At 58.8% G+C, this 23530-nt stretch carries 22 protein-coding genes and 1 pseudogene; 13 read left to right on the forward strand and 10 right to left on the reverse strand.

The features are described 5' to 3' along the window. A pseudogene (locus MHY24_RS04280) lies at positions 1-671 on the reverse strand (HNH endonuclease); the annotation flags it as partial. A gap of 208 nt (positions 672-879) precedes the next feature. Between MHY24_RS04280 and MHY24_RS04285 the strand changes: the two are divergent. Then, the gene (locus tag MHY24_RS04285; protein WP_239228470.1) at positions 880-2040 is read left to right on the forward strand and encodes a glycoside hydrolase family 25 protein; all 1161 of its coding nucleotides are present in this window, start codon (positions 880-882) and stop codon (positions 2038-2040) included. On the opposite strand, the gene MHY24_RS04290 is transcribed toward MHY24_RS04285, so the two are convergent. Further along, on the reverse strand, positions 2021-2857 hold the full coding sequence (locus MHY24_RS04290) for a spermidine synthase (RefSeq protein WP_239228471.1): 837 nt from the start codon (positions 2855-2857) through the stop codon (positions 2021-2023). The genes MHY24_RS04285 and MHY24_RS04290 overlap by 20 nt on opposite strands. Before the next feature lie 94 nt (positions 2858-2951). On the opposite strand from MHY24_RS04290, the gene mnmA reads away from it, so the two are divergent. Further along, positions 2952-4037: a tRNA 2-thiouridine(34) synthase MnmA gene (gene mnmA / locus MHY24_RS04295; RefSeq protein ID WP_239228472.1), complete on the forward strand. Its 1086-nt coding sequence runs from the start codon at positions 2952-2954 to the stop codon at positions 4035-4037. On the opposite strand, the gene MHY24_RS04300 is transcribed toward mnmA, so the two are convergent. After that, positions 4030-4398: a PH domain-containing protein gene (locus MHY24_RS04300; protein ID WP_239228473.1), complete on the reverse strand. Its 369-nt coding sequence runs from the start codon at positions 4396-4398 to the stop codon at positions 4030-4032. The genes mnmA and MHY24_RS04300 overlap by 8 nt on opposite strands. Before the next feature lie 77 nt (positions 4399-4475). Here MHY24_RS04300 and MHY24_RS04305 point away from each other — a divergent pair, with 77 nt between their 5' ends. Continuing rightward, entirely contained in the window at positions 4476-5390 is a 915-nt protein-coding gene (locus MHY24_RS04305; RefSeq protein ID WP_239228563.1) for a methionine synthase, read from the forward strand. Here the strand turns inward: MHY24_RS04305 and MHY24_RS04310 are convergent. The 4 genes from MHY24_RS04310 to MHY24_RS04325 form a co-directional block, all read right to left on the reverse strand. Then, positions 5387-6508 (reverse strand): ATP-binding protein, encoded by a 1122-nt coding sequence (locus tag MHY24_RS04310; RefSeq protein ID WP_239191457.1) that lies wholly within the window; start codon positions 6506-6508, stop codon positions 5387-5389. The genes MHY24_RS04305 and MHY24_RS04310 overlap by 4 nt on opposite strands. Before the next feature lie 360 nt (positions 6509-6868). Continuing rightward, positions 6869-7861, reverse strand: coding sequence for a serine hydrolase (locus MHY24_RS04315; protein WP_239228474.1), 993 nt, complete (start codon positions 7859-7861; stop codon positions 6869-6871). Continuing rightward, a complete protein-coding gene (locus MHY24_RS04320) occupies positions 7861-8358 on the reverse strand; it encodes a helix-turn-helix transcriptional regulator (RefSeq protein WP_204609364.1) in 498 nt (165 codons plus the stop codon). The genes MHY24_RS04315 and MHY24_RS04320 overlap by 1 nt, the downstream gene beginning before the upstream one ends. A gap of 40 nt (positions 8359-8398) precedes the next feature. Continuing rightward, positions 8399-9070: a 3'-5' exonuclease gene (locus MHY24_RS04325; RefSeq protein WP_239228475.1), complete on the reverse strand. Its 672-nt coding sequence runs from the start codon at positions 9068-9070 to the stop codon at positions 8399-8401. Between the two features lie 54 nt (positions 9071-9124). On the opposite strand from MHY24_RS04325, the gene ligA reads away from it, so the two are divergent. Further along, entirely contained in the window at positions 9125-11185 is a 2061-nt protein-coding gene (gene ligA, locus MHY24_RS04330) for an NAD-dependent DNA ligase LigA (RefSeq protein ID WP_239228476.1), read from the forward strand. A 10-nt stretch (positions 11186-11195) separates the two neighbouring features. Here ligA and MHY24_RS04335 read toward each other — a convergent pair whose 3' ends face one another. Next, positions 11196-11855, reverse strand: coding sequence for an amino acid-binding ACT domain protein (locus MHY24_RS04335; protein WP_204609358.1), 660 nt, complete (start codon positions 11853-11855; stop codon positions 11196-11198). Positions 11856-12059: 204 nt separating this feature from the next. Between MHY24_RS04335 and gatC the strand changes: the two genes are divergently transcribed. The 3 genes from gatC (at position 12060) to MHY24_RS04350 (ending at position 14425) form a co-directional block, all read left to right on the forward strand. Then, on the forward strand, positions 12060-12356 hold the full coding sequence (gene gatC / locus MHY24_RS04340) for an Asp-tRNA(Asn)/Glu-tRNA(Gln) amidotransferase subunit GatC (RefSeq protein WP_005327681.1): 297 nt from the start codon (positions 12060-12062) through the stop codon (positions 12354-12356). Beyond that, complete coding sequence (gene gatA, locus MHY24_RS04345; RefSeq protein ID WP_204609355.1) at positions 12357-13844, forward strand: Asp-tRNA(Asn)/Glu-tRNA(Gln) amidotransferase subunit GatA; 1488 nt, start codon at positions 12357-12359, stop codon at positions 13842-13844. It begins immediately after the preceding gene. An 86-nt stretch (positions 13845-13930) separates the two neighbouring features. Next, a complete protein-coding gene (locus tag MHY24_RS04350; RefSeq protein ID WP_204609352.1) occupies positions 13931-14425 on the forward strand; it encodes an META domain-containing protein in 495 nt (164 codons plus the stop codon). Between the two features lie 73 nt (positions 14426-14498). On the opposite strand, the gene MHY24_RS04355 is transcribed toward MHY24_RS04350, so the two are convergent. Next, entirely contained in the window at positions 14499-14822 is a 324-nt protein-coding gene (locus MHY24_RS04355) for a hypothetical protein (protein ID WP_005323344.1), read from the reverse strand. 47 nt (positions 14823-14869) lie between these two features. Between MHY24_RS04355 and MHY24_RS04360 the strand changes: the two genes are divergently transcribed. From MHY24_RS04360 to MHY24_RS04370, 3 genes are all read left to right on the forward strand, one after another. Continuing rightward, positions 14870-16246 carry an MFS transporter gene (locus MHY24_RS04360; RefSeq protein WP_204609350.1) on the forward strand — a complete coding sequence of 459 codons (1377 nt, stop codon included), beginning with the start codon at positions 14870-14872 and terminating at the stop codon, positions 16244-16246. A 24-nt stretch (positions 16247-16270) separates the two neighbouring features. Continuing rightward, positions 16271-17302, forward strand: a complete 1032-nt coding sequence (locus tag MHY24_RS04365; RefSeq protein WP_005327686.1) for an ATP-dependent 6-phosphofructokinase — start codon at positions 16271-16273, stop codon at positions 17300-17302. Between the two features lie 64 nt (positions 17303-17366). Further along, positions 17367-18350, forward strand: coding sequence for a bile acid:sodium symporter family protein (locus MHY24_RS04370; RefSeq protein WP_239228478.1), 984 nt, complete (start codon positions 17367-17369; stop codon positions 18348-18350). 10 nt (positions 18351-18360) lie between these two features. On the opposite strand, the gene MHY24_RS04375 is transcribed toward MHY24_RS04370, so the two are convergent. Next, on the reverse strand, positions 18361-19146 hold the full coding sequence (locus MHY24_RS04375) for a DUF4261 domain-containing protein (RefSeq protein ID WP_239228479.1): 786 nt from the start codon (positions 19144-19146) through the stop codon (positions 18361-18363). A gap of 57 nt (positions 19147-19203) precedes the next feature. Here MHY24_RS04375 and gatB point away from each other — a divergent pair, with 57 nt between their 5' ends. From gatB to MHY24_RS04390, 3 genes are all read left to right on the forward strand, one after another. Then, positions 19204-20709, forward strand: coding sequence for an Asp-tRNA(Asn)/Glu-tRNA(Gln) amidotransferase subunit GatB (gatB, locus tag MHY24_RS04380; protein ID WP_239228480.1), 1506 nt, complete (start codon positions 19204-19206; stop codon positions 20707-20709). Between the two features lie 135 nt (positions 20710-20844). Continuing rightward, positions 20845-21897 (forward strand): NAD(P)-dependent alcohol dehydrogenase, encoded by a 1053-nt coding sequence (locus MHY24_RS04385; protein ID WP_204609344.1) that lies wholly within the window; start codon positions 20845-20847, stop codon positions 21895-21897. Positions 21898-22099: 202 nt separating this feature from the next. Then, complete coding sequence (locus MHY24_RS04390) at positions 22100-23527, forward strand: hypothetical protein (protein WP_239191443.1); 1428 nt, start codon at positions 22100-22102, stop codon at positions 23525-23527. Positions 23528-23530 lie beyond the last annotated feature (3 nt).

Genomic DNA, 23530 nt, shown 5'->3' on the forward strand with positions numbered 1-23530 from the left:
CGGTACATGTGAAGAACCACTTTCGTCCGCGACTCTATTTCGCCCAGAATCAACTTGGCTAGCGCTTCAGCTTTGGTGAGATTATGCTCTTCGGCAGCCTTACTGACGTGTTCATCGATAGCTATCATGGTTGCTTCATCGAATTCGACTGCTAGTCCGGCCTTTCCGCCGAAGCTGGGGTAGGTGTAATAGGAGTCGTTCCCTGTGTCAGACCCCGTATCCTCTTTGGGGTTTGGGTCCTCTACAGCGATGAGGCCATTTAGTTTTCGCCGCAAATTCGTATTCGAAGGCAGTACCTGGCCGGGCTTAGTGGGGGTCAGGTAGCTCGCGAGCTCTTGGTCTATCCGCTCGAGTATCTCGGTCGGGATGTCGCCAAGCTTGCTCAGCACGGCGTCGATAGTAATAAGACGAGAGAAATCCAGGAAGTAATAGGTTTCCTGGAGTGCTTTTGTGAGTGGCAGCTCTGCGAGTCGATATAGGGCCATTGTTATGTCTCGCGTGCGCCGCTCGCTTAAGCCCGTCCGGGTAGAAAGTGTGTGGCAGGAGATGTCGAAATCGTCCTCTAGATCTGGCTTGACCTCTCTCCAGAACAGGTAATCTTGCTTTCTGATTTCTGTGGCTTTAACTGCTATGGGATCGTTGGGGTCATTGACTATGTAGTAGGCATCCAAGATTAAATCCCCCGATTAGTAGAACTAGTGTGCGTAGTTTCATGGTGTCCATTTTAAGCCGTGTCCTGCCGCTTCGCAAGAGTTATGGGCAAATATGTGTTCTAAAAGGTTGTATTCCCAGAAGGGGGAAACGGAAGTAAAGAAAAATATCTCAAGTGGTGCGTGTTAAAGATGTGACAGGAGTGAAGGCGTTGCTAGACTCACGCGCATGACTTCAAAGAAGGCACTCCGAAAGAGCATTACTGCGGTAGTCACCGTGGCTGCACTAGCTGTAAGTGGTACCGCTGTTGCCCAGGCGGTGAACTTTGGTGCGCCAAAGGGCGTTGACGTGGCGGCGCACCAGCATCCGGGCGGTACGCCCATCGATTGGTCTAAAGTGCGGTCCGACGGACAGTCCTTTGCATTTGTGAAGGCTACCGAAGGCGGGGATTGGGTAAACCCCCACTACGTACAGGATATTCAGGCGGCTAATGCTGCTGGACTCAAGACCGGTGCATACCACTACGCACGTCCGGCGGGCGACGCCAAGACTCAGGCGGCCAACTTCGCCGCGCAGATCGCCCTTGCCCCGGATCAGACGTTGCCTCCTGCACTTGATATCGAGGTAGCGGAAGGAAAGTCTGCCGCGCAGCTGGAGCAGTGGATCGAAGAATTTACTAGCGAGCTCAAGCGTCTTACCGGCCGCACGCCCATGATTTACACCTACAAGTACTTCTGGATGGGGCAGATGAATAACTCCCAGAAGTTCTCGGATATGCCACTGTGGCTTGCAGCCTATCAGGACCAGGCGCCTGAAGCGGTGGGCGGATGGAAGGAACTTTCCTTCTGGCAGCGTTCTGGTTCTGGCAAGGTAGCAGGCATTTCTACCGACGTCGATATGAACCTGTTTAATGGTTCCAAGCAGCAGCTGCAGTCTTTCAGTGACGGCAATTACGTCGACGTCGGCGGCGCGCTAGAGCAGCTGGTTGTCAGCGATGGGCTTGACTTGAGCTCGGATAGTACGCCGCTCATCGGTGCTATTTTGGCCCTGGCGGCGGGGCTGATTGCGATTCCGCAGCTTGCCGACGCCGCCGAAAAGTCCGGCCTCGATCCCCAAGCGGCGGAGGGCCTGGCTGGCTTCGTAAAGACCCTTAAGGACAAGGATGCTCTTCCGGTGGAGGACCTAGGCGATATGGCCAAGGGCAACTTCTCCATCAGCGACCTAGCTATCCTGCTGGACAATGCTGGTCACGTAAACAACGTGAAATCTGGCAACGTCTCCGAGTCGGAGGTATCGGAAGCTAAGAATGCCGCCAAGAACGCCGGCGCTGACGTGCCTGATTTCGACGCGGCGCAGGTAGCTACGCTGCTTAATCGCGTGCTGCAGTAGCGCCGGTGAAAAACGCGCGGGTCCAGGCCTCGTCTTTGTAATGGGCGGGCACTGCCCCGCCAAGGAGTGCCTTTGCCAGCTGGGCGGCTTCGACGGAGCCCTCGGCTGGCATTTCTGTATCTGAGGCCACCAGGATGATGTTCCCGTAGCGCCGGCCTTTGAGCATCGGTGGGTCCGCGATGACGGCGAGGTGGTCAAATACCTTATCCAGGCCCGCGAGCTCGCTCTTTGCCAGCTGGAGATCGGAATGGTCTCCGCAGTTGGCTACGTAGAGGCCGCCCGCCGCCAGCGACTGCTTTGCAGCCTGAAAGAATTCCACGGTGGTGAGGTTGGCGGGTGTCTTATCGCCTGCGAAGACATCGCGGATGATGATGTCGCGGCTGGACGGAAGGAACCCCTCGGTTTCTTTGCATGCTTCGCCGGCGCGGATTTTGACGGTGGGGGAACGGGGGACGTCGAAAAGCGTACGCACCAATTCGCCCAGCTTGGCGTCCAACTCCACCACGGTGTGTCGGCTGCCCGGGAGCCTGCTAGCGAAGTAGCGCGGGAGGGAACATCCCGCGCCGCCTAGGTGGGTGACGCGGAGCTTATTTGAGGGCCGAGTATTGAGGTGCTCAACCGCCGCCGCAATCCAGCGCATGTACTCGAACTCGAGCTCCTCCGGTTCGCCGAGCACAATGTGGCTGCTTGGCACGCCATTAACGTTGAGGATATAGGCACCATCGCGGAACTCATCCGGCACCACCTCGGCCGTGCCGGTAGAAATGTCGTAGGTGCCGGTGATTCCCGGTTCGGTGGAAGCTCGCTTTCTGCCCATGTCACACAAGCTTAGGGAATGGATTCGATTTAAACCGCGTTGGGGCTAGGGAGTAGACTTTCGGGCCTGTAGTCAAGGTGAAATGGGGAGCACAATGCGAGTATTGGTTGCCATGTCCGGCGGCGTGGACTCATCGGTTGCCGCCGCCCGTGCAGTAGAAGCCGGCCACGAGGTGATTGGCGTTCACCTCGCGCTGCACAAAGACGCGCAGCAGACCAGGGAAAAGGCCCGCGGTTGCTGTTCGTTGGAGGATTCGGCCGACGCCCGTCGTATCTGCGATAAGCTGGGCATTCCCTTTTATGTGTGGGACTTTTCAGAAGAATTCAAAGAAGAGGTCATTACGGACTTCGTGGATTCCTACGCCCGCGGTGAGACGCCCAATCCCTGCTTGCGCTGTAACGAGAAGATTAAGTTCCGGGCGCTGCTGCAAAAGGGCATGGCGCTTGGCTTCGATGCGGTTGCGACGGGCCACTACGCCACGATTGACGAGGACGGCTATATGCGCCGCTCCTTGGATGAGAATAAGGATCAGTCTTATGTGCTCGGCGTGATTTCGGCAGAGGAGTTGGAGCATTGCTTTTTCCCCATCGGCGATACCCCCAAGCCGCAGATCCGTGAAGAGGCTGCGGCGCATGGCTTTTCCACCGCGAAGAAGCCGGATTCCTATGACATCTGCTTCATTCCAGACGGCAATACGCAGGCCTTTTTGGGCGCCCGCATTGGGCTGCGCCCCGGCATGATCGTGGACCAAGAGGGAACGGAGCTCAAGGAGCACGATGGCGCGTGGAACTACACCATCGGCCAGCGCAAGGGCCTAGACATCAAGGCGCCGGCTGCCGACGGCCGCCCTCGCTACGTCACCGATATTGATGCTGCTACCGGCACGGTTACCGTCGGTGCCCGCGAGGACCTGGCCGTAAACTCGATTCAGGCCGATCGCCTGAAGTACCTCCACCCAGGCATGAATGGGGATTTCGAGTGCGAGGTTCAGGTGCGCGCACACGGCTCCGTGGTGCCCTGTACCGCCCACGTTGACCGCGAGGCGGACGAAATGCGCCTCGAACTCAAGGAGCCGCTATCCGGTGTCGCCCGCGGCCAAGCGGCGGTGTTGTACTTGCCTTCGCCGGACGAGCTGGGAGACATCGTCATCGGCTCCGGCACCATCTGCGGAACTAATTAAGCACACAGTTGGCAATGAGCCGGTCTAGGGCACGGACATCGATATTGGGGCCAATGTTGATTTTGAATTCGCCGGCCCTGGTCCACAGCTGTAGCTCCGCATTGAAGTCAAGAAGCTTTCCCGCGTTTTCCGTGGACCACATGTTGATGGAGGAATAGGGCAGGGAGTACATCTCTACCTTTTTGCCTGTAAGACCTTGCGCGTCGCGGATGATGAGGCGCTTATTGGTTAATACGGCGGCATCACGGACGGTCTTGAAGGCGCAGACAGGATATTCCTGTTCAGCCAAGACGGTGGAAATGTCCTGAGGGATGTCGCACTCGTTGTAGAAGGTCCAGCCGGAGTATTTTTCCACGCCCATAGTAAGGTTCCTTTCCAAGTGATACGTCGCGTATCGAATAGAAAATTTTGAGAAATAATAGTAGCGCCGAGGTGAATATGGACGCTTTTGGCTTAGGGCCCATGCCGGGGTACTCCATGGGTGAGGCGGCAGACATCGTGATGGGCGAGACGGGTGATCTCCCGCACCTTCCGCAATTGCCGGACCGCGGGATTCACGCTGGGGCAATTGGGCGAACAGCGGGCTTGTTGGAAGCAGTCTCCATTGACCGCGGACCGCGCTCATGGGTGCTCAGCGATCGGCCGCAGCTCATCTCGCATCGGATAGGCGACCAGATGAGCCGGGATCTGGACGAGATTCAGGAGGTGTGGGGCGAGTCAGTTCCGCGCATCAAGGTCCAAGCGGTAGGCCCGTGGAGTTTGGCGGCCGCTGTGGAGCTAGGAAACGGGCACCGCGCGATTACTGATTCGGGTGCGTTCCGGGACTTGTGTGGTGCTCTATTGGCCGGAATTCAGGAACACAAGGCACAGGTAGCACAGCGCTTTGGGGCAGAAGTGCGGGTCCAGCTGGACGAGCCCCTGCTTGCCCACGTCCTGTCGGGCACCCTTCCAGGCACCACCGACTTCGATACGATTAGGGCTGTTCCCGCGGACCAAGTCAACGCGACACTGGCGGAGTTTTGCGCGGACTACCTCCGGCTTCGCGAGCCACTATGGGAAGTGGGAGCGAAGACGGTACTGCTCGATTTCGCTGGTCTAGCCTCGCCCGAGCATCTCGATGGCTTGGGGCAGTGGATTGATGGTGGCGCTCGCGTTGGTCTCGGCGTGGCAGGGCACGATGCTCGCACGGAAGCTATTTCTATTGCTCAGCACTTCGACCGCATGGGGCTATCACGGGAGCGAATTCCAGGGCAGGTTGATATCTTCCCGTGGCCGGTGGACAAGGCAGCGCACAGCTACTCTTTTGCCGCTGAGGTGGCGGGCATCCTCGTCCGCGACGCCGGCGATCTTTAATCGACGCGCCCGCGGCTATCCGTGGTGGTGAAGTATTCGCCCATATAGGGAATGACGTAGCGTAGCTTGCCATGGGCGGTGGGTTCGATGAGGTCGGCGTCGATAAGCCGCTGGCGGGTGGCCGACAAGGAGCGCACCGTGCGGTCCATGTGGCGCGCGATGTCTGCGATGGTGGCGATGCCATCGACTTCGACTGCGGCCATCGCCTCCAGGAACTCCCGCTGCGCCGGCGGCAGGGCCAGCGTCGCAGGCTGGTGCACCTGCGCGCCCATGATTGATATTGCGTCCGGGGCGATGGAGGCAATTGTCTGCTGGGAAATGCCGCTTTCTTGATTCCGGCGACTGCGCTCCCAAGCCAGCGAGCCCACCAATTGCACGAGGTAGGGGTAGCCGCGGGTGAGCGCGGCGGCGTTCGTAATCGCGTCCTGGCTAAACTCCAGTCCCGACCCCGAGGCTGTATGTTCGAGCGCCTGCTCCGCATTGGCCGGCGATAAGGGACCGAGCACGAATTTCTGGGCCCGGCGCAGGAAGGTGACCCCGGGCAGGTCCAGCAAGTGGTTGACCCCCTGCGGCAGGCCAGCGGCCACCAAGGCGATGTCGATTTCATCGCGCACCAAGTCTTGGTAGGCCACGGCGATGGTGGTGAGCTCTTCGACGTCGGCGTCTTGGACCTCATCGATGGTAAGGAGGATGCCGGTGCCGTTTAGCTCGGCGGATAGCTCGCGTAGGCGGGTATTCAACGTGGGGGTGAAGCGGTCTTCCTTCTGGTGGTCGAAGCCAATCGATCCTACGCCGCCGATGCCGATGCGGCTGACCTTCTTTTTATCGCTGGGCGAGAGCCGCTCGAGAAGCCTCGGAATCGTGGTGTTGACCAGTTCCTCCACCATGGTGGAGCGCCCGGAGGCACGCAGCGTTACCCAACCGCGCGCTTCAGCAATGTCTTCCAACTCGTTGATGAGGACCGTTTTGCCGATGCCCCTAGCGCCGCTTAGCACCATGGAACGGGAGGCATTGCCTGCCGAACCATCGAGGGCGGTGCGGAAACTATCGAGCACGACGCCGCGGCCGACCCAGAACAGGGGAGGGGCGCCGAATGTCGGGCGGAATGGGTTGTCCATGCGGCTAGTGTAACCCGTTTGCCGGAGATTTGGGAGACTTTCGGCTCAATGTGGAGATTTGGGAGACTTTGTAGATTTCTTACTGTGGTTTGTAGGTTTCTTACTGTGGAGAGAGTCTAGGCGCCAAGCGATGGCACCGATGTGCAGGGAGCCAGCGGTAACAATCGCGTACCACCATCCAAAATCTACTGCTCGGTACCACGGCATTGCGATGCCGACAAGAGCAATGATGGCGACCGTGAAGATTGCGTCTATAACCAGCATAGGGGAAGAAACTGGCTTCTTTAGGGTCTTCCATGCAGACCAGAGCTCGAACGCAGTGATAGCGGCAGGGATTAATGTGAGGAGCATTGTGGTTTCCTAAATCCTCTCGAAAAGTGCTTCTGCGAGGTCTTCAGTTCCCGCCGGCGAGTCATTATTTGCGAAGGCTGCGCGATTTTCCTTCGGATCAATGATGAGCATTGTGGAGTAGCCGTAGGTGCCGCCGTTGTGCCAAAAGCTCTTGCCGTCATCATTCTCCTGCCATCCATAGCTAGTGTCGCCATGTTCCATAAACCATGTAGCGAAAGCTGCCATGTCATGAGCGGTGGACCGAATGGCTCCAGCTGCGGCGGAACAGCCTTCCATTTCCCAAGGCTCAGCAGTTCGGCCTGCGGCTGTGAGTCCGCGAGGGGCTTCGTCGGGGACGGAACCTGGTGTCATGAGGTAGGTTTCCTTCATTCCGGCGGGCTTTAGGATTCTCTCGTGGAGTAATTGTTCGTATGGCGTATCGGCAGCCGTTTCTAAGGCGTGGCCGAGCAGCGCGTAGCCCAAGTTGGAATAGGATTCTGTGCCACGATCTGCAAGCTCCGATTCGGTTGCTGAATCGACGATATCTTGTGTGGATACACCTGCGTACGGGTTTGAACCGGTGATGCTAGAGACAGCAGATGAGAAAGTCATGGCTTTTGCCTGTCTGGGTAAGCCCGAGGTGTGATCGAGTAGCTCCCGAACTGTTACGTCGGAGACTGGTGAGTCACCAACCTCGAGGACTTCACCCATCGTGGTGTCGAGGCGAATTTTTCCCTCTTCTACCAGTTGGTGGGCAATTTCTCCGGTGAACATCTTGGTGACAGAACCGATCTCTACCTCGGTGTGTTCATTGGCGCCGAGTCCGGCGAAGGTGGCCTTTCCCTGATCAAGTGTGAAGGCGGTGAGGTTGTTGAAACCAGCTTCTGAGTGTTCCCGTAGGTGCGTGGAGAGTCCTGGATCTCCGGTTGCGGTATCGGCCATCGAGATTCGCTGGGGTCCAACAATGAGTAAGAAGGTGGCCGATACCACGGTTACGACGGCGGCGAGGGCTAATTTGCGCATTAGTGGGCCTCGCTTGCGGTAATGATGGTCAGGAGGGGCACCACTCGGGCGGGGCGAAGTGCGTATTTTCCGCCTGTTTTGGTGGTCCAGCCCGCGCTAGTGAGGGCGCTGAGGTGGTGATAGGCCGTGCCGGTAGACGTGACGATTTCTTCTTCGGCAAGTTCTGTGGCGCTGGCCGGTGCGGTAAGGAGTCGGCGCAGGATCTCGCCACGAATGGGGTGGGCCAGAGCAGCAAGGCGGTCGAGGTTTTCGGACCAGTCTCCATTGGTTACTGCCCTTGTTGGTCGCTGCCATTGGTAGGTATAAGAGCCCTCGCCGATAGTGAGGTTGCCGCCAAAGATTACGGACCCCTCGGGAAGCTCTTCAGAAGGCTCGAGGGTGTCCGCAAGCCACATGGTGGACTCGCCTGTGGGAGCTTCCGCCTGAGTTGGTGTGGGGTTTTCGAGCTTGGCGACGCGCTCCTCGAGAGCTGAAACTCGGGATTCTAAAGATTCCATAGTTCTAGAATTCCAAAACTCTAGAACTATGGCAATGGGTTTAAGAAATCAGCGGCCACGCCGTCGAGACATCCGAGGCATCGCGGCCCTTGCCTTCTAGGTACTTCTTGAAGGCGACGCGGTCCTCGTACCACTTGACGGCCTGGAACTCCATGAGTTCGTTTTCCTCCATCTGTGCCAGGTTGGGGTAGTGCTGGCGAACCTGCTTCCAGGCCACGCGGGCGGCCGCGAGGGCGTCGGCAGTAGCTTCGTGGGCATTACCCAACTCGACGCCGTAGTGCTCGCACACGGCGCCAAGGGTGCGCTTTCCCTTGCGCCACTTATCGCTGACGCGGTCAATCACGTAGGGGTCGTAGACTGGGCCGGTCACCGTAAAATCGTCGGTGAGGCTGCGCAATACGGTGAGATCAAATGCTGCGTTGTAGACGATCAGCGTCAGGCCATCCTCCCATGCGGCCTTGATGGCTTCGACCGTGTCTTTTAGCACCTCCTCGTGCGGGCGGCCCTCGGCGCGGGCCTTTTCCGTAGTAATTCCATGGACATTGGTTGCTTCCTGCGGAATTTCGATTCCGGGATCGGCTAGGTGCTCAATTTTTTGCACATCGCGGCCGTCAATGCGGACTAGGGCGGAGGTAACAATGCGGGCTTCTTTAGGGTTAGCCGAGGTGGTCTCAAGGTCGAAGGCGAGCATGCGGGAGGCGTCGAAATTCATGATCCATACCTTAGTAGCTAGCCCCGACACGAGGGATAGCTACACTTGGGCAGCGTGACTAATCCAGTTGATCTGCACCGTGAATGGAATGACCTCGCGCAGGAAGTGCGCCGCCACCGCAACCTGTACTACAACGGTGAGCCGGCTATTCCCGACGCCGACTTTGATGCACTTTTCCAGCGCCTACTTGCGCTAGAAGAAGAGCACCCAGAGCTTGCCGTGCCTGATTCGCCCACCCAGCAGGTGGGTGCTGCCCCGAGCGCCGGCGAGGATATTGAGCACCTTGAGCGCATGATGAGCTTGGACAATGTTTTTAGCGCTGGCGAGATGCAGGATTGGCTGGATAGAACACCGGCTAAGACCTATCTCACCGAGCTGAAGATTGATGGCTTGTCTATCGACTTGGTTTATCGCAATGGGCGCTTGACCACCGCTGCTACTCGTGGCGACGGCACGGTGGGCGAGGAGATCACTGCCAATGCCCGCGTAATCGAGGATATTCCGCATGGGTTGACGGGAACTGCTGAATACCCTGTCCCGGAGCTTATCGAGATCCGTGGCGAGGTATATATGCGACCCGAGGATTTCGAGGAGATCAATGAGGAACGCGCGGCTGATGGCAAGGATAAATTTGCTAATCCGCGCAATGCCGCGGCCGGTGGACTTCGCATGAAGGACCCCGCCGAGGTGAAAAAGCGCCGCCTGAAGATGGTGTGCCACGGCTTGGGTGCGCGCGAGGGATTCTCGCCCACCTCACAGCACGATGCCTATAAGGCGATTGCGGCCTGGGGGCTGCCCGTTTCCCCGTATACCAAGCAGGTGCACTCAGCCAAAGAGGTTCAGGACGAGGTGGCGCATTGGGCAGAACACCGCCACGACGCCATCTTTGAAATGGATGGTCTCGTGGTCAAGGTGGATGATTTGGCGTCGCAGCGAGCGCTGGGTGCGACTTCCCGCGCGCCGCGCTGGGCCATTGCCTACAAGTATCCGCCGGAGGAAGTGACCACGAAGCTCAAAAACATTGAGGTGGGTGTTGGTCGCACCGGGCGAGTAACCCCGTACGCAGTGATGGAGCCAGTCTTCGTTTCTGGATCTACGGTGGAGATGGCTACCCTGCACAACCAATCCGAGGTCAAGCGCAAGGGCGTGCTCATTGGGGATACCGTCATTATCCGCAAGGCGGGCGAAATTATTCCGGAGGTCCTTGGGCCGGTGCGCGAGCAGCGCGATGGTAGCGAGTACGAGTGGACCTTCCCGGAGAACTGTCCCGCATGCGGTACGAAATTGGCCCCGCAGAAGGACGGTGACGCGGATTGGCGTTGTCCCAATACGCAGTCCTGTCCGGCGCAGCTCTCGGCACGATTGGAGTATCTGGCCTCCCGCAAGGCGCTGGATATTGAGGCTTTGGGGGAGAAGGGTGCGATGGACCTGATCGACAACGGCATCCTCGTCGATGAGTCGGAGCTTTTTGAGCTCACGGCGGAAAAGCTCTTGGCCTCAGATGTCTATACCGCAAAGAAGGACACCAAAGACAAGCGCTCCAAGAAGGAGGGCAACGTCAAGGTCAATACGGCCGGCCAGAACTTGCTGAACAACCTGGAGGAGGTCAAGGGTCGCGACTTTTGGCGAGTCTTGGTCTCGCTGTCCATACGTCATGTAGGCCCGATTGCGGCTCGGGCGCTTGCCTCCCGCTATGGATCCATGGACAAGCTGCGCGCTGCGAAGACGGAGGAGCTTGCAGAGGTCGATGGCGTCGGCATGACCATCGCGCAATCCTTCCACGATTGGTTCGAGGTGGATTGGCACCGCACGATTGTGGACAAATGGGCTGCTGCGGGCGTGGCCATGGAGGTAGCGGCCGAGGACCACAAAGAGCAGACCCTCGAGGGCTTGACCATTGTGGTTACCGGCAGCTTGGAGAACTTCACTAGGGATTCCGCGAAAGAGGCTATTGTCTCTCGCGGCGGCAAGGCCACCGGTTCGGTGTCGAAGAAAACCTCGTATCTAGTAGCAGGTGCAAACGCCGGATCGAAGGAGGATAAAGCTCGCGAGCTAGACATCCCGATCCTCAACGAGGCGCAATTCCAGCAACTACTAGAGACCGGCGAAGCCTAGTTCGCAGTGGCTATTTGAGGAAGCTGCCCAAGATAGTGCCGATGTGGCCCAGGTGCTCGACCTCGGAGGCGAGGTAGTCAGGGCCGCCGGTTCGACCCATGGCGATGACTAATCCGGTATCGCCGAGTGGGGCGGCGGCGAGTGCGGAGTCAAGCAGCGACCAGCTTTCGGGCACCCACTCGTCGCGTTCGGGGCTGAGGACGCGGGCGCTTTCCACCTCAATGTCGTGGGGAACGGTGCCGTCATCTTCCGGCGCCGCATTGGAGGAGGCCAAGCGGCGGATGGGCTCGTTATTGTCAATGACGATGCACCAGGTGGATGTGAGTGCCTTCGGGATCGCCGCGACAACCTCTTCCATGGCCGCAGTGACATTGGTGGCGTTAGCTACACGCGCGAGCAGCTCGATCTGGCCGCGGCGGTCTACTCGGCCGCTAAACGGGCGGATGGAATCAATTTCCACGCCGTCCACGGAGGAGGCGGCGGTGATGAGGACATCGGCCATTGTGCCTTGGGGCAGCTCAATGACGATGTCGTCCATAACGGTGCCATCGGGGAAGTTTTCTACGATGTCGACCGATTGGATATTGCCGTCGACGAGTCCAAAGGCGTCGGCAAGCTGGCCCAGGCTGCCAGGGGCATCGGGGAGCAGTACACGGATCAAAAAGGACATGGTCTCGCACGCTTTCGGTAGTTTGTAGTCCCAAACATGATACGTGCGTCACAATGCGGGCTTCAAGCAACGCAAATTTGGGGTGACGCGGCAGCCGTCGCGGTAGGTGCAGTACCATGGGTCGTTAGCAATTCACATAGTACATGCATTGTGTGAATATTTTTCACCCGCATGTCGATTATGCAGATAAAGGATGGAGTTCGCGTGTCTGAGATTTCGCGTGATGAGGTAGCCCACCTCGCCAAGCTTTCCCGCCTGGCCCTCAGTGAGGAAGAGCTAGCCCAGTTTGCAACGCAGATTGATGAAATTGTTGATTCCGTTTCCGCGGTAGGAAACGTGGATACCGAGGGTGTGGAGCCGATGAGCCACCCGCACTCCGTGGACGCCCCGATGCGCGAGGACGTTATTGTGCGCACCCTTACTGCAGAACAGGCCTTGGACCAGGCGCCGGCCGTAGAGGATGAGCGCTTCGTCGTGCCACAGATTTTGGGAGGAGAATAAATGTCTAACCTGACCGTTCCTGCGGAGGGCTTGACCTCCCTGACTGCCGCCGAGCTGGCGGAAAAGATTCATTCCCGCGAAATTACCTCCCGCGAGGTCACCCAGGCCTTCCTGGATCGCATTGCAGAGACCAATGGGGAGCTTAATTCCTTCCTGCACGTGGGGGCGGAAGAAGCCCTCGCGGCTGCCGACGCCGTGGATAAGGCCCTCGATGCCGGCGAAGAGCCGGCTTCTGGTCTGGCAGGCGTGCCCTTGGCGCTGAAAGATTTGCTCGTTACCATCGACGCGCCGACCACCGCAGCGTCCAAGATGCTGGAGGGCTACGTTTCTCCCTACGACGCCACCGTGACCAAGCGTCTGCGCGAGGCCGGAATTCCCATCCTGGGCAAGACCAACCTGGACGAGTTTGCCATGGGTTCTTCTAATGAGAACTCTGCCTTTGGTCCGGCTCATAACCCTTATGACACCGAGCGCACCCCGGGCGGCTCGGGCGGCGGTACCGCAGCTGCACTCGCTTCCGGCCAAGCGCCACTCGGCATTGGTACCGATACCGGCGGCTCCATCCGCCAGCCAGCCGCGCTGACCAATACCGTGGGTGTTAAGCCAACCTACGGCACCGTCTCCCGCTATGGCCTTATTGCTGCCGCATCTTCCCTGGATCAGGCCGGCCCGTGTGGCCGTACCGTCCTCGACACCGCGCTCCTGCACGAGGTCATTGCTGGCCACGATGCCTTCGATGCGACCTCCGTGGATAAGCCGGTAGCACCGGTTGTCGCCGCCGCACGCGAAGGTGCCAAGGGTGACCTTTCTGGTGTCAGGGTCGGTCTTATTAAGCAGTTTGAGCGCGATGGCTGGCAGGAGGGCGTGATGGAGAATTACCACGCCGCCGTCGATCAGCTGCGCGAGCAGGGTGCCGAAATTGTTGAGGTTGATTGCCCACACTTCGACGACGCCCTGGCAGCGTACTACCTGATTATGCCGTGCGAGGTCTCGTCCAACCTGGCGCGATTCGATGGCATGCGTTACGGCCTGCGTGCCGGCGATGACGGCTCCCACTCCGCGGAGCAGGTCATGTCCCAGTCTCGTGCGGAGGGCTTTGGCCCCGAGGTAAAGCGCCGCATCATGCTGGGCACCTATGCGCTGTCCGTGGGCTACTACGACGCCTACTACCTGCAGGCGCAGCGCGTGCGTACCCTCATTGCGCAGGACTTTGCCCGTGCCTTCGAGCAGGTTGACGTACTCGTTTCCCCGACCACCCCGACTACCGCCTTCAAGCTGGGGGAGAAGGCCGAGGATCCGATGGCTATGTACAACTTTGACCTGTGCACCCTGCCGCTGAACCTGGCTGGCCTGTGCGGCATGTCCGTGCCGTCCGGTATGGCGAGCGATACTAACCTGCCGACTGGCCTGCAGATCATGGCGCCGGCTTTCGAGGATGACCGCCTCTATAAGGTGGGCGCTGCCTATGAGGCTGGCCGCGATAAGTAAATCGCCGCCTGTGGAGTCCCTGACGATTCCATAAAGGTTTCTTTACCCCCGTTGAATTTAAATTCGGCGGGGGTAAATTATTGGGTATGCATTTCAAAAAGACCGCACTATTTTCGCTGTCCGCCGCTGCGCTGATGGGCGCTGGAGTTGCTAACGCTGCGCAGGTCCCCGACATCGATCCGGGGTTTAGCATGACTGCGCCGACCCAGTCTGACCTGATTTCTCCGCTGCCGGAGGGCGCCGAGAAGCTGGAGCCTCAGATTGAAGGACAGACCATCACCGGCGAGCTCCACTCCGTTAAGGAAGACGGCAAGCTGAGCGTCACCTTTGCCAAGGACCGCACCTTGGCGGTCAATGATGGCTGCAATACCTACACCACTACCTACGAGGTGGCCAAGGATGGCACCATCAGCGTGGGCGAGTTCAATTCCACCCGCGCGGCCTGCGACGAGCATACGCAGCAGCTTTCCGACGCCCTCCGGGGCCTCCTCGAATCCAACCCCTCCTTCTATAACCTCCCCGGCGGCACCGTCGCCTTGGGTAGCGAGAATGCTGCGGTTGAGTTCATGGTGGCCAAGTAGAAGCTAGCGGCACGCAGGATAAAAGAATGCGCACCATGTCTAGGGACGTGGTGCGCATTTGTGTGGGTGGGGACTATTTGGCGTCGGAAAGCGCATATGCCGCGCCCGCCGAGGCTGCGGTGACGCTGAGTACCGCCGGCCACGCACCGATCTTCTTGGCCAGTGGGTGGGAGGCGCCGAATGCGCCCACGTAGAGTGCGCACAGGCCGGCGGTGGTAGCCGGGGTGGTTTTCTTGGCCCAAGAGCGACCCGCCCATACACCGGCAGCGGCGAGGATTACGCCGCCTAGCGGGCGAATGCCGGTCTCGCGGGCGGTGACCCAGCCACCGATGAGGCCGAGGGTGACAGTAGTCGCGGTAGAAACGTCTTGGGGCTTTTTAATATCGATCATGGACATGCAGCCAGTCTAGGTCGACATTTCTCGGACCGCTAGACTCTAAGGCCATGACTGTGGAGACGCATCTGCCGCCCGAGCGCCAAGCATGGCGCGCCATGTTTGCATTGTCCCTCGGATTCTTTGTATCCCTGCTGGACCAATCCATGGTGGCGGTGGCGCTGCCTGACCTGCAACGCGAGCTCAACGCAGGCGTAAACCACACCATGTGGGTATCCGCGGCCTATTTGTTGGCTGTGGTGGTGCCGCTGCTCTTTGCCGGCCGCTTGGGCGATGTTTTAGGCCAGCGCCGGATGTTCTGTTTGGGTGTGGGCATTTTCGGACTCGGTGCGGTGGCGTGTGCCGTGGCGCCCACAGTGGAAGTGCTCATTGCGGCGCGTGCCGTGCAAGGCGTGGGTGCGTCCCTCCAGATGCCACAGACCATGTCCGTTATCAATCGCATCTTTGCGCGCGAGCGCCGTGGGCGCGCACTGGGTGTGTGGGGCGTCATTGGCTCGGTAGCTGCACTTGCCGGTCCACTCGCCGGTGGCTTTCTGGTCGGGCACTTTGGGTGGCAGGCCGCCTTTTGGGTACACGTTCCCTTCGTGGTGCTAGCCATTGTCTTCGCGCTGCTGTGGGTGCCTGAGCTGCCCACGACCGCGCAGTCTATCGATGCGCCCTCGGCCATCGTGTCGCTCATCGCCTTGGCGGCAATCGTCTTTGGTATTCAGCAGGGCCCGGTGCTTGGCTGGGGATGGACCATTTGGCTGATCCTGCTCGCCGGAGTTGTCGCTAGCGTCTGGTTTATTCGATTGCAGGCAACTGCCCAGGCCCGCGGGTCGAGTCCGCTGGTGCCGCTGGCGCTATTTAGTGACCGCAATTACCTGGCGGGCTCGGTAGGAATCATTGCAATGGGGTTCATGGCGGCCGCAGTGATGCTGCCCATCATGTTGTGGCTGCAGACCATGCAGGGAGTGCCTGCGGGCGAAGCCGGCATCATCGTGGCTCCTATGGCGCTGGTGTCTCTCCTGATATCTCCGCTCGCTGGCATCATGGCGGATTATGTTAACCCGCGGATCCTGGGGGTGCTGGGATTTTCCATCCTGATACTTTCGCTCCTTGCGGCATGGTGGGTCATGCAGGTCGACGCCCTTCCGTGGGTCCTCGGTCTGCCCATTGCCGGGCTCGGCGTGGGACAGTCCTTCATTTGGGGTTCCAACGCAGCTACCACCTTGCGCGATATCTCGCCGGAGCTTATGGGCGCTGCCTCCGGTGTGTATAACACCTCCCGCCAGGTGGGTTCCGTGGTGGGAGTTGCCCTGGTATCCGCAGTTATGCAAACGGGTAACCCAGAGGCGGCAATTATTAATTCGCTGCTCGTCATCGTGGCTGCGCTGGTGGTGGGCCTGGTTTCTGCCCTAGGTTTTAGGGACACTCTGCAGGCCTAAAAATCGCGCGCTAGATTGGTAGATATGCGTCTAGGTGTTTTAACGTCCGGCGGCGATTGCCCCGGCCTCAATGCTGTAATCCGTGCGGTAGTGCGTACCGCGTCCAATGAATTTGGAGATACCGTTGTAGGTTATGAAGACGGCTGGGTCGGTCTGATGGAAGACCGCCGCCGCGATCTTTATGACGATGCGGAAATCGACCGTATTTTGTTGCGCGGCGGCACCATCCTGGGTACCGGCCGCCTGCATCCGGATAAGTTCAAGGCCGGCCTTGACCAGATTAAGTCCAACATGGCGGATGCCGGGGTGGATGCCCTTGTCGCCATCGGTGGTGAAGGTACCCTCAAGGGCGCAAAGTGGCTTTCTGATAACGGCGTGCCAGTAGTGGGCGTGCCGAAGACCATTGATAATGACGTTAACGCCACCGACTACACCTTTGGTTTCGATACCGCCGTTTCTGTGGCCACCGATGCTATCGACCGTCTGCACACCACCGCAGAGTCCCATAACCGCATCCTGATCGTGGAGGTTATGGGCCGCCACGTGGGATGGATTGCCCTGCACGCGGGCATGGCCGGCGGCGCGCACTACACCGTGGTACCGGAAGAGCCCTTCGATATTGCGGAGATTACGAAGGCGATGGAACGCCGCTTCCAGATGGGCGAGAAGTACGGCATTATCTGCGTGGCAGAAGGCGCCCTCCCGAAGGAGGGGACTATGGACTTCGAGGCCGGCGGCGTCGATCAGTTTGGGCACCAGACTTTCAACGGCATCGGCCAGGTAATCGGCGATGAAATCAAGGCACGCACCGGGTATGACGTGCGTACGACCGTGCTGGGGCATATCCAGCGCGGCGGCACGCCGACGGCCTATGACCGCGTGCTTGCTACTCGCTACGGCGTGCACGCAGCGCGCGCCATCCACGAAGGCAAGTCTGGCATGTGTGTTGCCCTCCATGGTGAGGATATTGACCTCGTCCCGTTGGAAGATGCCGTGGGTACGCTGAAGACGGTACCGGAATCGCGTTATCGCAACGCCCAGGCGCTCTTTGGCTAGAGGCATACTGCGTTCCGAATATTAAGATAGCGCTCCCACTGGGTGGGAGCGTATTCTTTTGCCCATGAGTATCGATAGCATGACAGATAATCGGGTGGAGGCGCCCGCTGCGCCCTCCTCAGCGCAAGACCGTCAAGCGCTCATTGCAGCGCTAGGCTTTCCCGTGCTCGTGATTATCGGTGGCGTGGTGGGATACCTCGCGCCAGAGACCGCAGCTTCCTTCGCCCCGCAAGTCACCCCACTGCTGGGTATTGTCATGTTCGGCATGGGCCTAACCCTCAAGCCGGTAGATTTTGCCTTGGTGGTTCGCCGTCCGCTGCCCGTTCTCATCGGAGTAGTAGCGCAGTTTGTCATAATGCCGCTGGTGGCGCTGTTGGTGGTCGCTGTGATGGATCTTCCTGATGCTGTAGCGGCCGGCGTTATCTTGGTGGGCTGCGCGCCCGGCGGCACGAGTTCCAACGTGGTGTCTTACCTTGCGCGCGGTGATGTGGCTTTGTCGGTGACCATGACGTCCATTTCCACCCTGTTGGCGCCGGTCCTCACGCCGTTGCTGACACTGTGGCTGGCAGGGGAGTACATGCCGGTCTCCGCCTCGGCCATGGCGTGGTCCATTGTGAAGGTCGTGCTCATTCCGGTTATCGCCGGCATTCTCATCGGCATGCTGGTTCCCCGAGTGGTGACAAAGATTAACGCGGCATTGCCGTGGATCTCGGTTGCGGCCATTTCAGCCATTGTGTGCATTGTGGTTGGCGGAGCGCACGACACCATCGCTACCGCAGGCGTACTCGTCTTTGCCGCAGTGGTAATCCATAACGCCTGCGGATACGGCTTGGGCTACCTGGCCGGAATGCTGACCAAGCAGCCGATCGCCGCCCGGCGCACCATGGCCGTCGAGGTGGGCATGCAAAACTCCGGCTTGGCCACCTCCCTGGCATCGACCTATATGAACCCATTGGCCGCCCTGCCAGGAGCCGTCTTTTCGGTGTGGCACAACCTTTCTGGTGCGGTGCTGGCAGCCATCTGCCGCTATTCGGATTCCCGAAAGTAGGGGAATTCCGCTAGAAATTAATCGTGACCGCAGGATAGGATTCGTCTACAAACCAGGGTTCTTTCTGCACGGTCAGTGGTGGCTGGCCTTGCTCGAAAGATAGGGTGTCGCCGTCTTTGACGGTGGCGCCTTGGAGCACGTGGTTTGCGATATTGGCCAGCTTGTAATAGAGATCGGTGGGATCCATGGATTCGGTGGCTGCCTGGATTTCAGGGTGTCCGGCCTGGACCAGCCCAACGGTATAGCCCAAGATTTTGTTTTCTTTTTGGGTAAGCCACACCGGAGCGATGTGCATTGGGGCAAGGTTGTCCCGAACGGCCTCGAGGAAAGTATTCGGCGCGATAGAAACGTTGCCGCGCGGGTTATGGACTATCAGGCAGTCGGGGTGCTCGGCTACTACCGCGGTGGCCTTGGAGAGCAGTTCAAGGTGATCGCGGCGGGCTTCGCGGAATTGCTTCGCGCGATCATCTTCGGTCTCGCCGGGAAGCACGGACACGAGGATTTGTGCGGTGGCGGAATCGAGGCCGCGAGCATCCGCGCTCAAAATGGGGTGGAGGCCATAGCTATCGCGGGTGGGAGGGGTATCGATGGCTTGGTAGTGCAATAGGAAGGAATCATCAAGCTCGACCATGATGCTTCCCGGATTCTTGCCCGGCATGATATCTCTCAGGCGATCGCCAAAAGTGGTGGTCAGGCGCTCGCTTACCTCCTCAGGGGTAGGGGCAGTGCGGAAGACTGCGATGTTGATCAATGGGGCATCGATAAGCGCGGCATCAACGCTATGTGGTGTAGTCATAATATTCAGCTTAGGGGCGTGAGCGCGCGGGCGCATCGACGTATTAAGATGGCACGCATGACTGCTGCGATGTATGACCTGATGGACTTCGATGAGGTCCTAGAAAAGTTCGAACCGGTAATGGGCATGGAAGTCCACGTAGAGCTGGATACGGAAACCAAGATGTTTTCTACCTCTCCTACGAACTTCAACGCAGCGCCTAATTCCAACGTTGACCCGGTCTCCCTGGGCCTGCCCGGTGCGCTGCCGGTAGTTAACTCCAAGGGCGTGGAGGGCGCCATCAAGATTGGCCTGGCGCTTAATTGCTCCATTGCGGAGTCCTCTCGCTTTGCCCGCAAGAATTACTTTTACCCGGACCAGCCGAAGAACTACCAGATTTCCCAGTACGACGAGCCGATTGCCTACGACGGCTACCTGGACGTTGTGCTGGAAGACAGCACCGAGTGGCGCGTGGAAATCGAGCGTGCCCACATGGAGGAAGACACCGGCAAGTTGACCCACCTCGGTGGTGCAGACGGCCGTATTCACGGCGCCACGGCATCCCTGGTGGATTGCAACCGTGCGGGCATTCCTCTCATTGAGATTGTGACCAAGCCGATCATTGGCGCCGGTGAGCGCGCGCCGGAGGTGGCTAAGGCCTACGTTTCCGCGCTGCGTGAGCTCGTTGCAGCCTTGGGCGTTTCCGACGCCCGCATGGATCAAGGCTCCATGCGTGTGGACTCCAACCTGTCCCTGCGCCCGGTGGGCCAGGAAGAGTTTGGTACCCGTACCGAGACCAAGAACATTAACTCCCTGCGTTCCGTGGAGCAGGCGGTTCGCTTCGAAATGCAGCGCCAGGCGCAGGTGCTCGAAGATGGCGGCACCATTGATCAGGAAACCCGTCACTATCAAGAGACCGATGGCACCACTTCGAAGGGTCGTCCGAAGGAAACCGCGGAGGATTACCGTTACTTCAATGATCCGGACCTGCCGCCGGTCATCGCCCCGCGCGAGTGGGTAGAAGAGCTGCGCCAGACCCTTCCGGAACTGCCATGGGTTCGCCGTGCGCGCATCCAGGAAGAGTGGGGCATCAAGGATGAGGAGATGCGCGACTTGGTTAATGCCGGCGCCCTCGACCTCATCGTGGATACCGTCGAGGCCGGCGCGAAGCCGGACGAGGCACGCTCCTGGTGGGTTTCCTACCTAGCCGGCAAGGCCAACGAGCAGGACACCGATCTTGCTGGTCTGGCCATCACTCCGCAGCACGTGGCGCGCGTTATCGCACTCGTCAATGAGGGCAAGTTGACCACCAAGCTCGCACGCAAGGCCGTTGATGGTGTGTTGGCGGGCGAGGGTGACGTCGACGAGGTCGTCGAAAAGCGCGGCTTGGAGGTCGTGCGCGATGATGGCGCCATCGAGAAGGCCGTGGATGACGCGTTGGCCGCCAACCCGGACATTGTGGAAAAGTACCGTGCCGGCAATAAGAAGGTCACCGGTGCCATCGTGGGTGCGGTCATGAAGGCCACCCAGGGCAAGGCCGATCCGGGCCAGGTCAATAAGCTCATCGCAGAGAAGCTGAACTAAGACCCCCACATAGCCAGCCGCGTTTTCCTCCTCAATGAGAGGGGCGTGGCTGGCTTTTTGGTTTTCCTTCCCCGTTAGAGTTGGTGATTATTTTCGTTAGGCGAGGTCAGTGGGGTTACGCGTAGGGTCGTGGGCATGACAATTAAGAGCAAAGTATTGCAAAAGGAAAGCCCTGAAGCACCATTCAAGGTCGTGGAAATTGAGCGCCGCGATCCGCGCGAAGACGACGTGGTCATTGATATCAAGGCTGCAGGCATCTGCCACTCCGATATTCACACGATCCGCAACGAATGGGGCCAGGCCCACTTCCCGCTGACGGTGGGCCACGAGATTGCCGGCGTCGTGGAAGCCGTGGGCGATAAGGTCACGAAATTTAAAGTCGGCGACCGCGTTGGCGTTGGCTGCCTGGTCAACTCCTGTGGTGAGTGCGAACAGTGTCGCAACGGCCAGGAGCAGAACTGCCTGAATGGCAATGTGGGCACCTATAACTCCGAAGATGTAGACGGCACCATTACCCAAGGCGGCTACGCCCAGAAGGTAGTCGTCAACGAAAACTTTGTGTGCACCATCCCGGAGGGCATTGACTTTGATGTCGCAGCCCCGCTGCTGTGCGCCGGAATCACTACCTATTCACCGCTGGCTCGCTGGCAGGTCAAGGAAGGCGACAAGGTTGCCGTAGTAGGCCTGGGCGGCTTGGGCCACATGGGTGTGCAGATCGCGGCGGCCAAGGGTGCGGATGTAACCGTGATTTCCCGCTCCCTGCGCAAGGAAAAGGAAGCCTACGAGCTGGGTGCTAAGCATATTCTGGCCACAGGTGAGGACGAAGACTTCTTTGATAACCACCGTGGTGAATTCGACCTCATCTTGTCCACCATTTCTGCCCAGTACTCCCTCAATGACTACCTGCAGCTGCTGAAGCCGCGCGGCATCATGTCCGTTGTCGGACTTCCACCGGAAGAGCTGGGAGTACACATGAGCAGCCTTGTCGGCGGCGGCAAGGTGCTAACCGGTAATAACATCGGCGGCATTGCAGAGACCCAGGAAATGCTGGATTTCTGCGCCGAGCACGGCATCGGCGCCGTTATTGAAAAGATCGGCGTCAACGATGTTGATGACGCCTATGAGCGCGTGGTGGAAGGCGATGTAAAGTTCCGCTTCGTGATTGATACCGCGACCTTTGACGACTAAAGCGTTAGGTTGATTTCGCGGAACGCCCGAATGTGATTTACCACAACATCGGTATGTGCCAGTAGGTGTTTAACGGGTCACTTACGTACCATTCCTTAAGGAACGCATACCGGTGTTGTGTAGCCCATGTGCTGGGGAGTGGGGGACAAGGGGCCGCGCGCACCAGTATGCGAGAGATATTCGCTACAAAAGTTAGGCAACCGTGTCTTCTAAAAACATTATCGCCATTGCCATGTCCTTCGTGGGCTTGTTGGTGGGCGCCGGCTTTGCCACGGGCCAAGAGGTGGTGCAGTACTTCACTGCCTTTGGTTCCTGGGGTATTCCCGGCATCATTATCGCCGCACTGATCATGACCCTTGCCGGTACCGTGTTCTTGCAGCTGGGCAGCTACTTCCACGCTTCTGAGCACAATACCGTTTTCCGCAATGTCACCCACCCGATCGTCTCCAAATTGCTGGACATCGCGGTCATCATCACCCTCTTTGCCATTGGCTTTGTGATGTTGGCTGGCGCGGGTTCCAATATGGAGCAGCAGTTTGGCTGGAAGACTTGGATCGGCTCCACGCTCATGTTGGTATTGGTGCTTATCGTGGGCATGCTCGACGTGGATAAGGTATCCAAGGTTATCGGTGCTGTAACACCGACCATCATCATTGCGGTCATTGGTGTTGCCATCTACACCGGCCTCAATATGCCGGATGACATCGGCGCCGCTATGGACGCCTCCAGCCAGATCGACACCCCGATTGGTAACTGGCTCATTTCCGCACTCAATTACAACGGCCTGGCGCTGATGCTCGCCGTGTCCATGTCCCTGGTTATCGGTGGCGACAATATCAGCCCACGCGAGGCCGGTTGGGGCGGCGTTGTAGGCGGCGTCATCTACTCCATCATGATGGGCCTTGCCGGATTCTCCTTGCTGATGAACTCGGACAAGGCACAAGGCTCCGATATTCCGATGCTGTCTTTGGTAGATAGCGTTAACCCGACGCTCGGCTCCATCATGGCGGTCATCATTTACTTGATGATCTTCAATACCGCTATCGGCATGTTCTACGCACTGGGCAAGCGCCTGTCTGCTGGTCATGAGAAGCGCTTCCCGGTTATCTTCGTTATTGGCTGCTTGGCTGGTTTCGCCGTGTCCTTCGCCGGCTTCAAGACCCTGATGAACTACATCTACCCCGTCATCGGCTACATGGGCATTCTGATGGTAGCCATCCTGGTCTTTGCTTGGTTCCGCAGCCAGTCTCAGATCCAGGATGAGGCCGTGCGCCGTGAGCGCGTACGCGCCCTCATGCATCTGAAGCTGCATCCGGACAAGGCATATGATGCTGAGCGCTATGACGATGAAATTGGCCAGCACATCGAGGACTCCAATATGGACAATGAGGCCCTCTACGATGAGCTGGTGGATGAGGTCACCGAAGAGCTTGACGGCGACGATGACGTGGACTTTGACAAAAAGAAGTACGCAGAAAAGCGCCACGACTACTCCTATTACACCGAACGCGACGCGGTAGAAACCGACCGCACCCCGGAAGAAATTGAAAAGTGGGTCGAAGAAACCGGCGCATCCGGCGCCCCTGAAGAAGATGAGGAGCTGCCAAAGGCTGACAATTCCAAGAATTAAGCG

The organism is Corynebacterium sp. ACRPQ, assembly GCF_022347225.1.
GTDB classification, from domain to species: domain Bacteria; phylum Actinomycetota; class Actinomycetes; order Mycobacteriales; family Mycobacteriaceae; genus Corynebacterium; species Corynebacterium tuberculostearicum_D.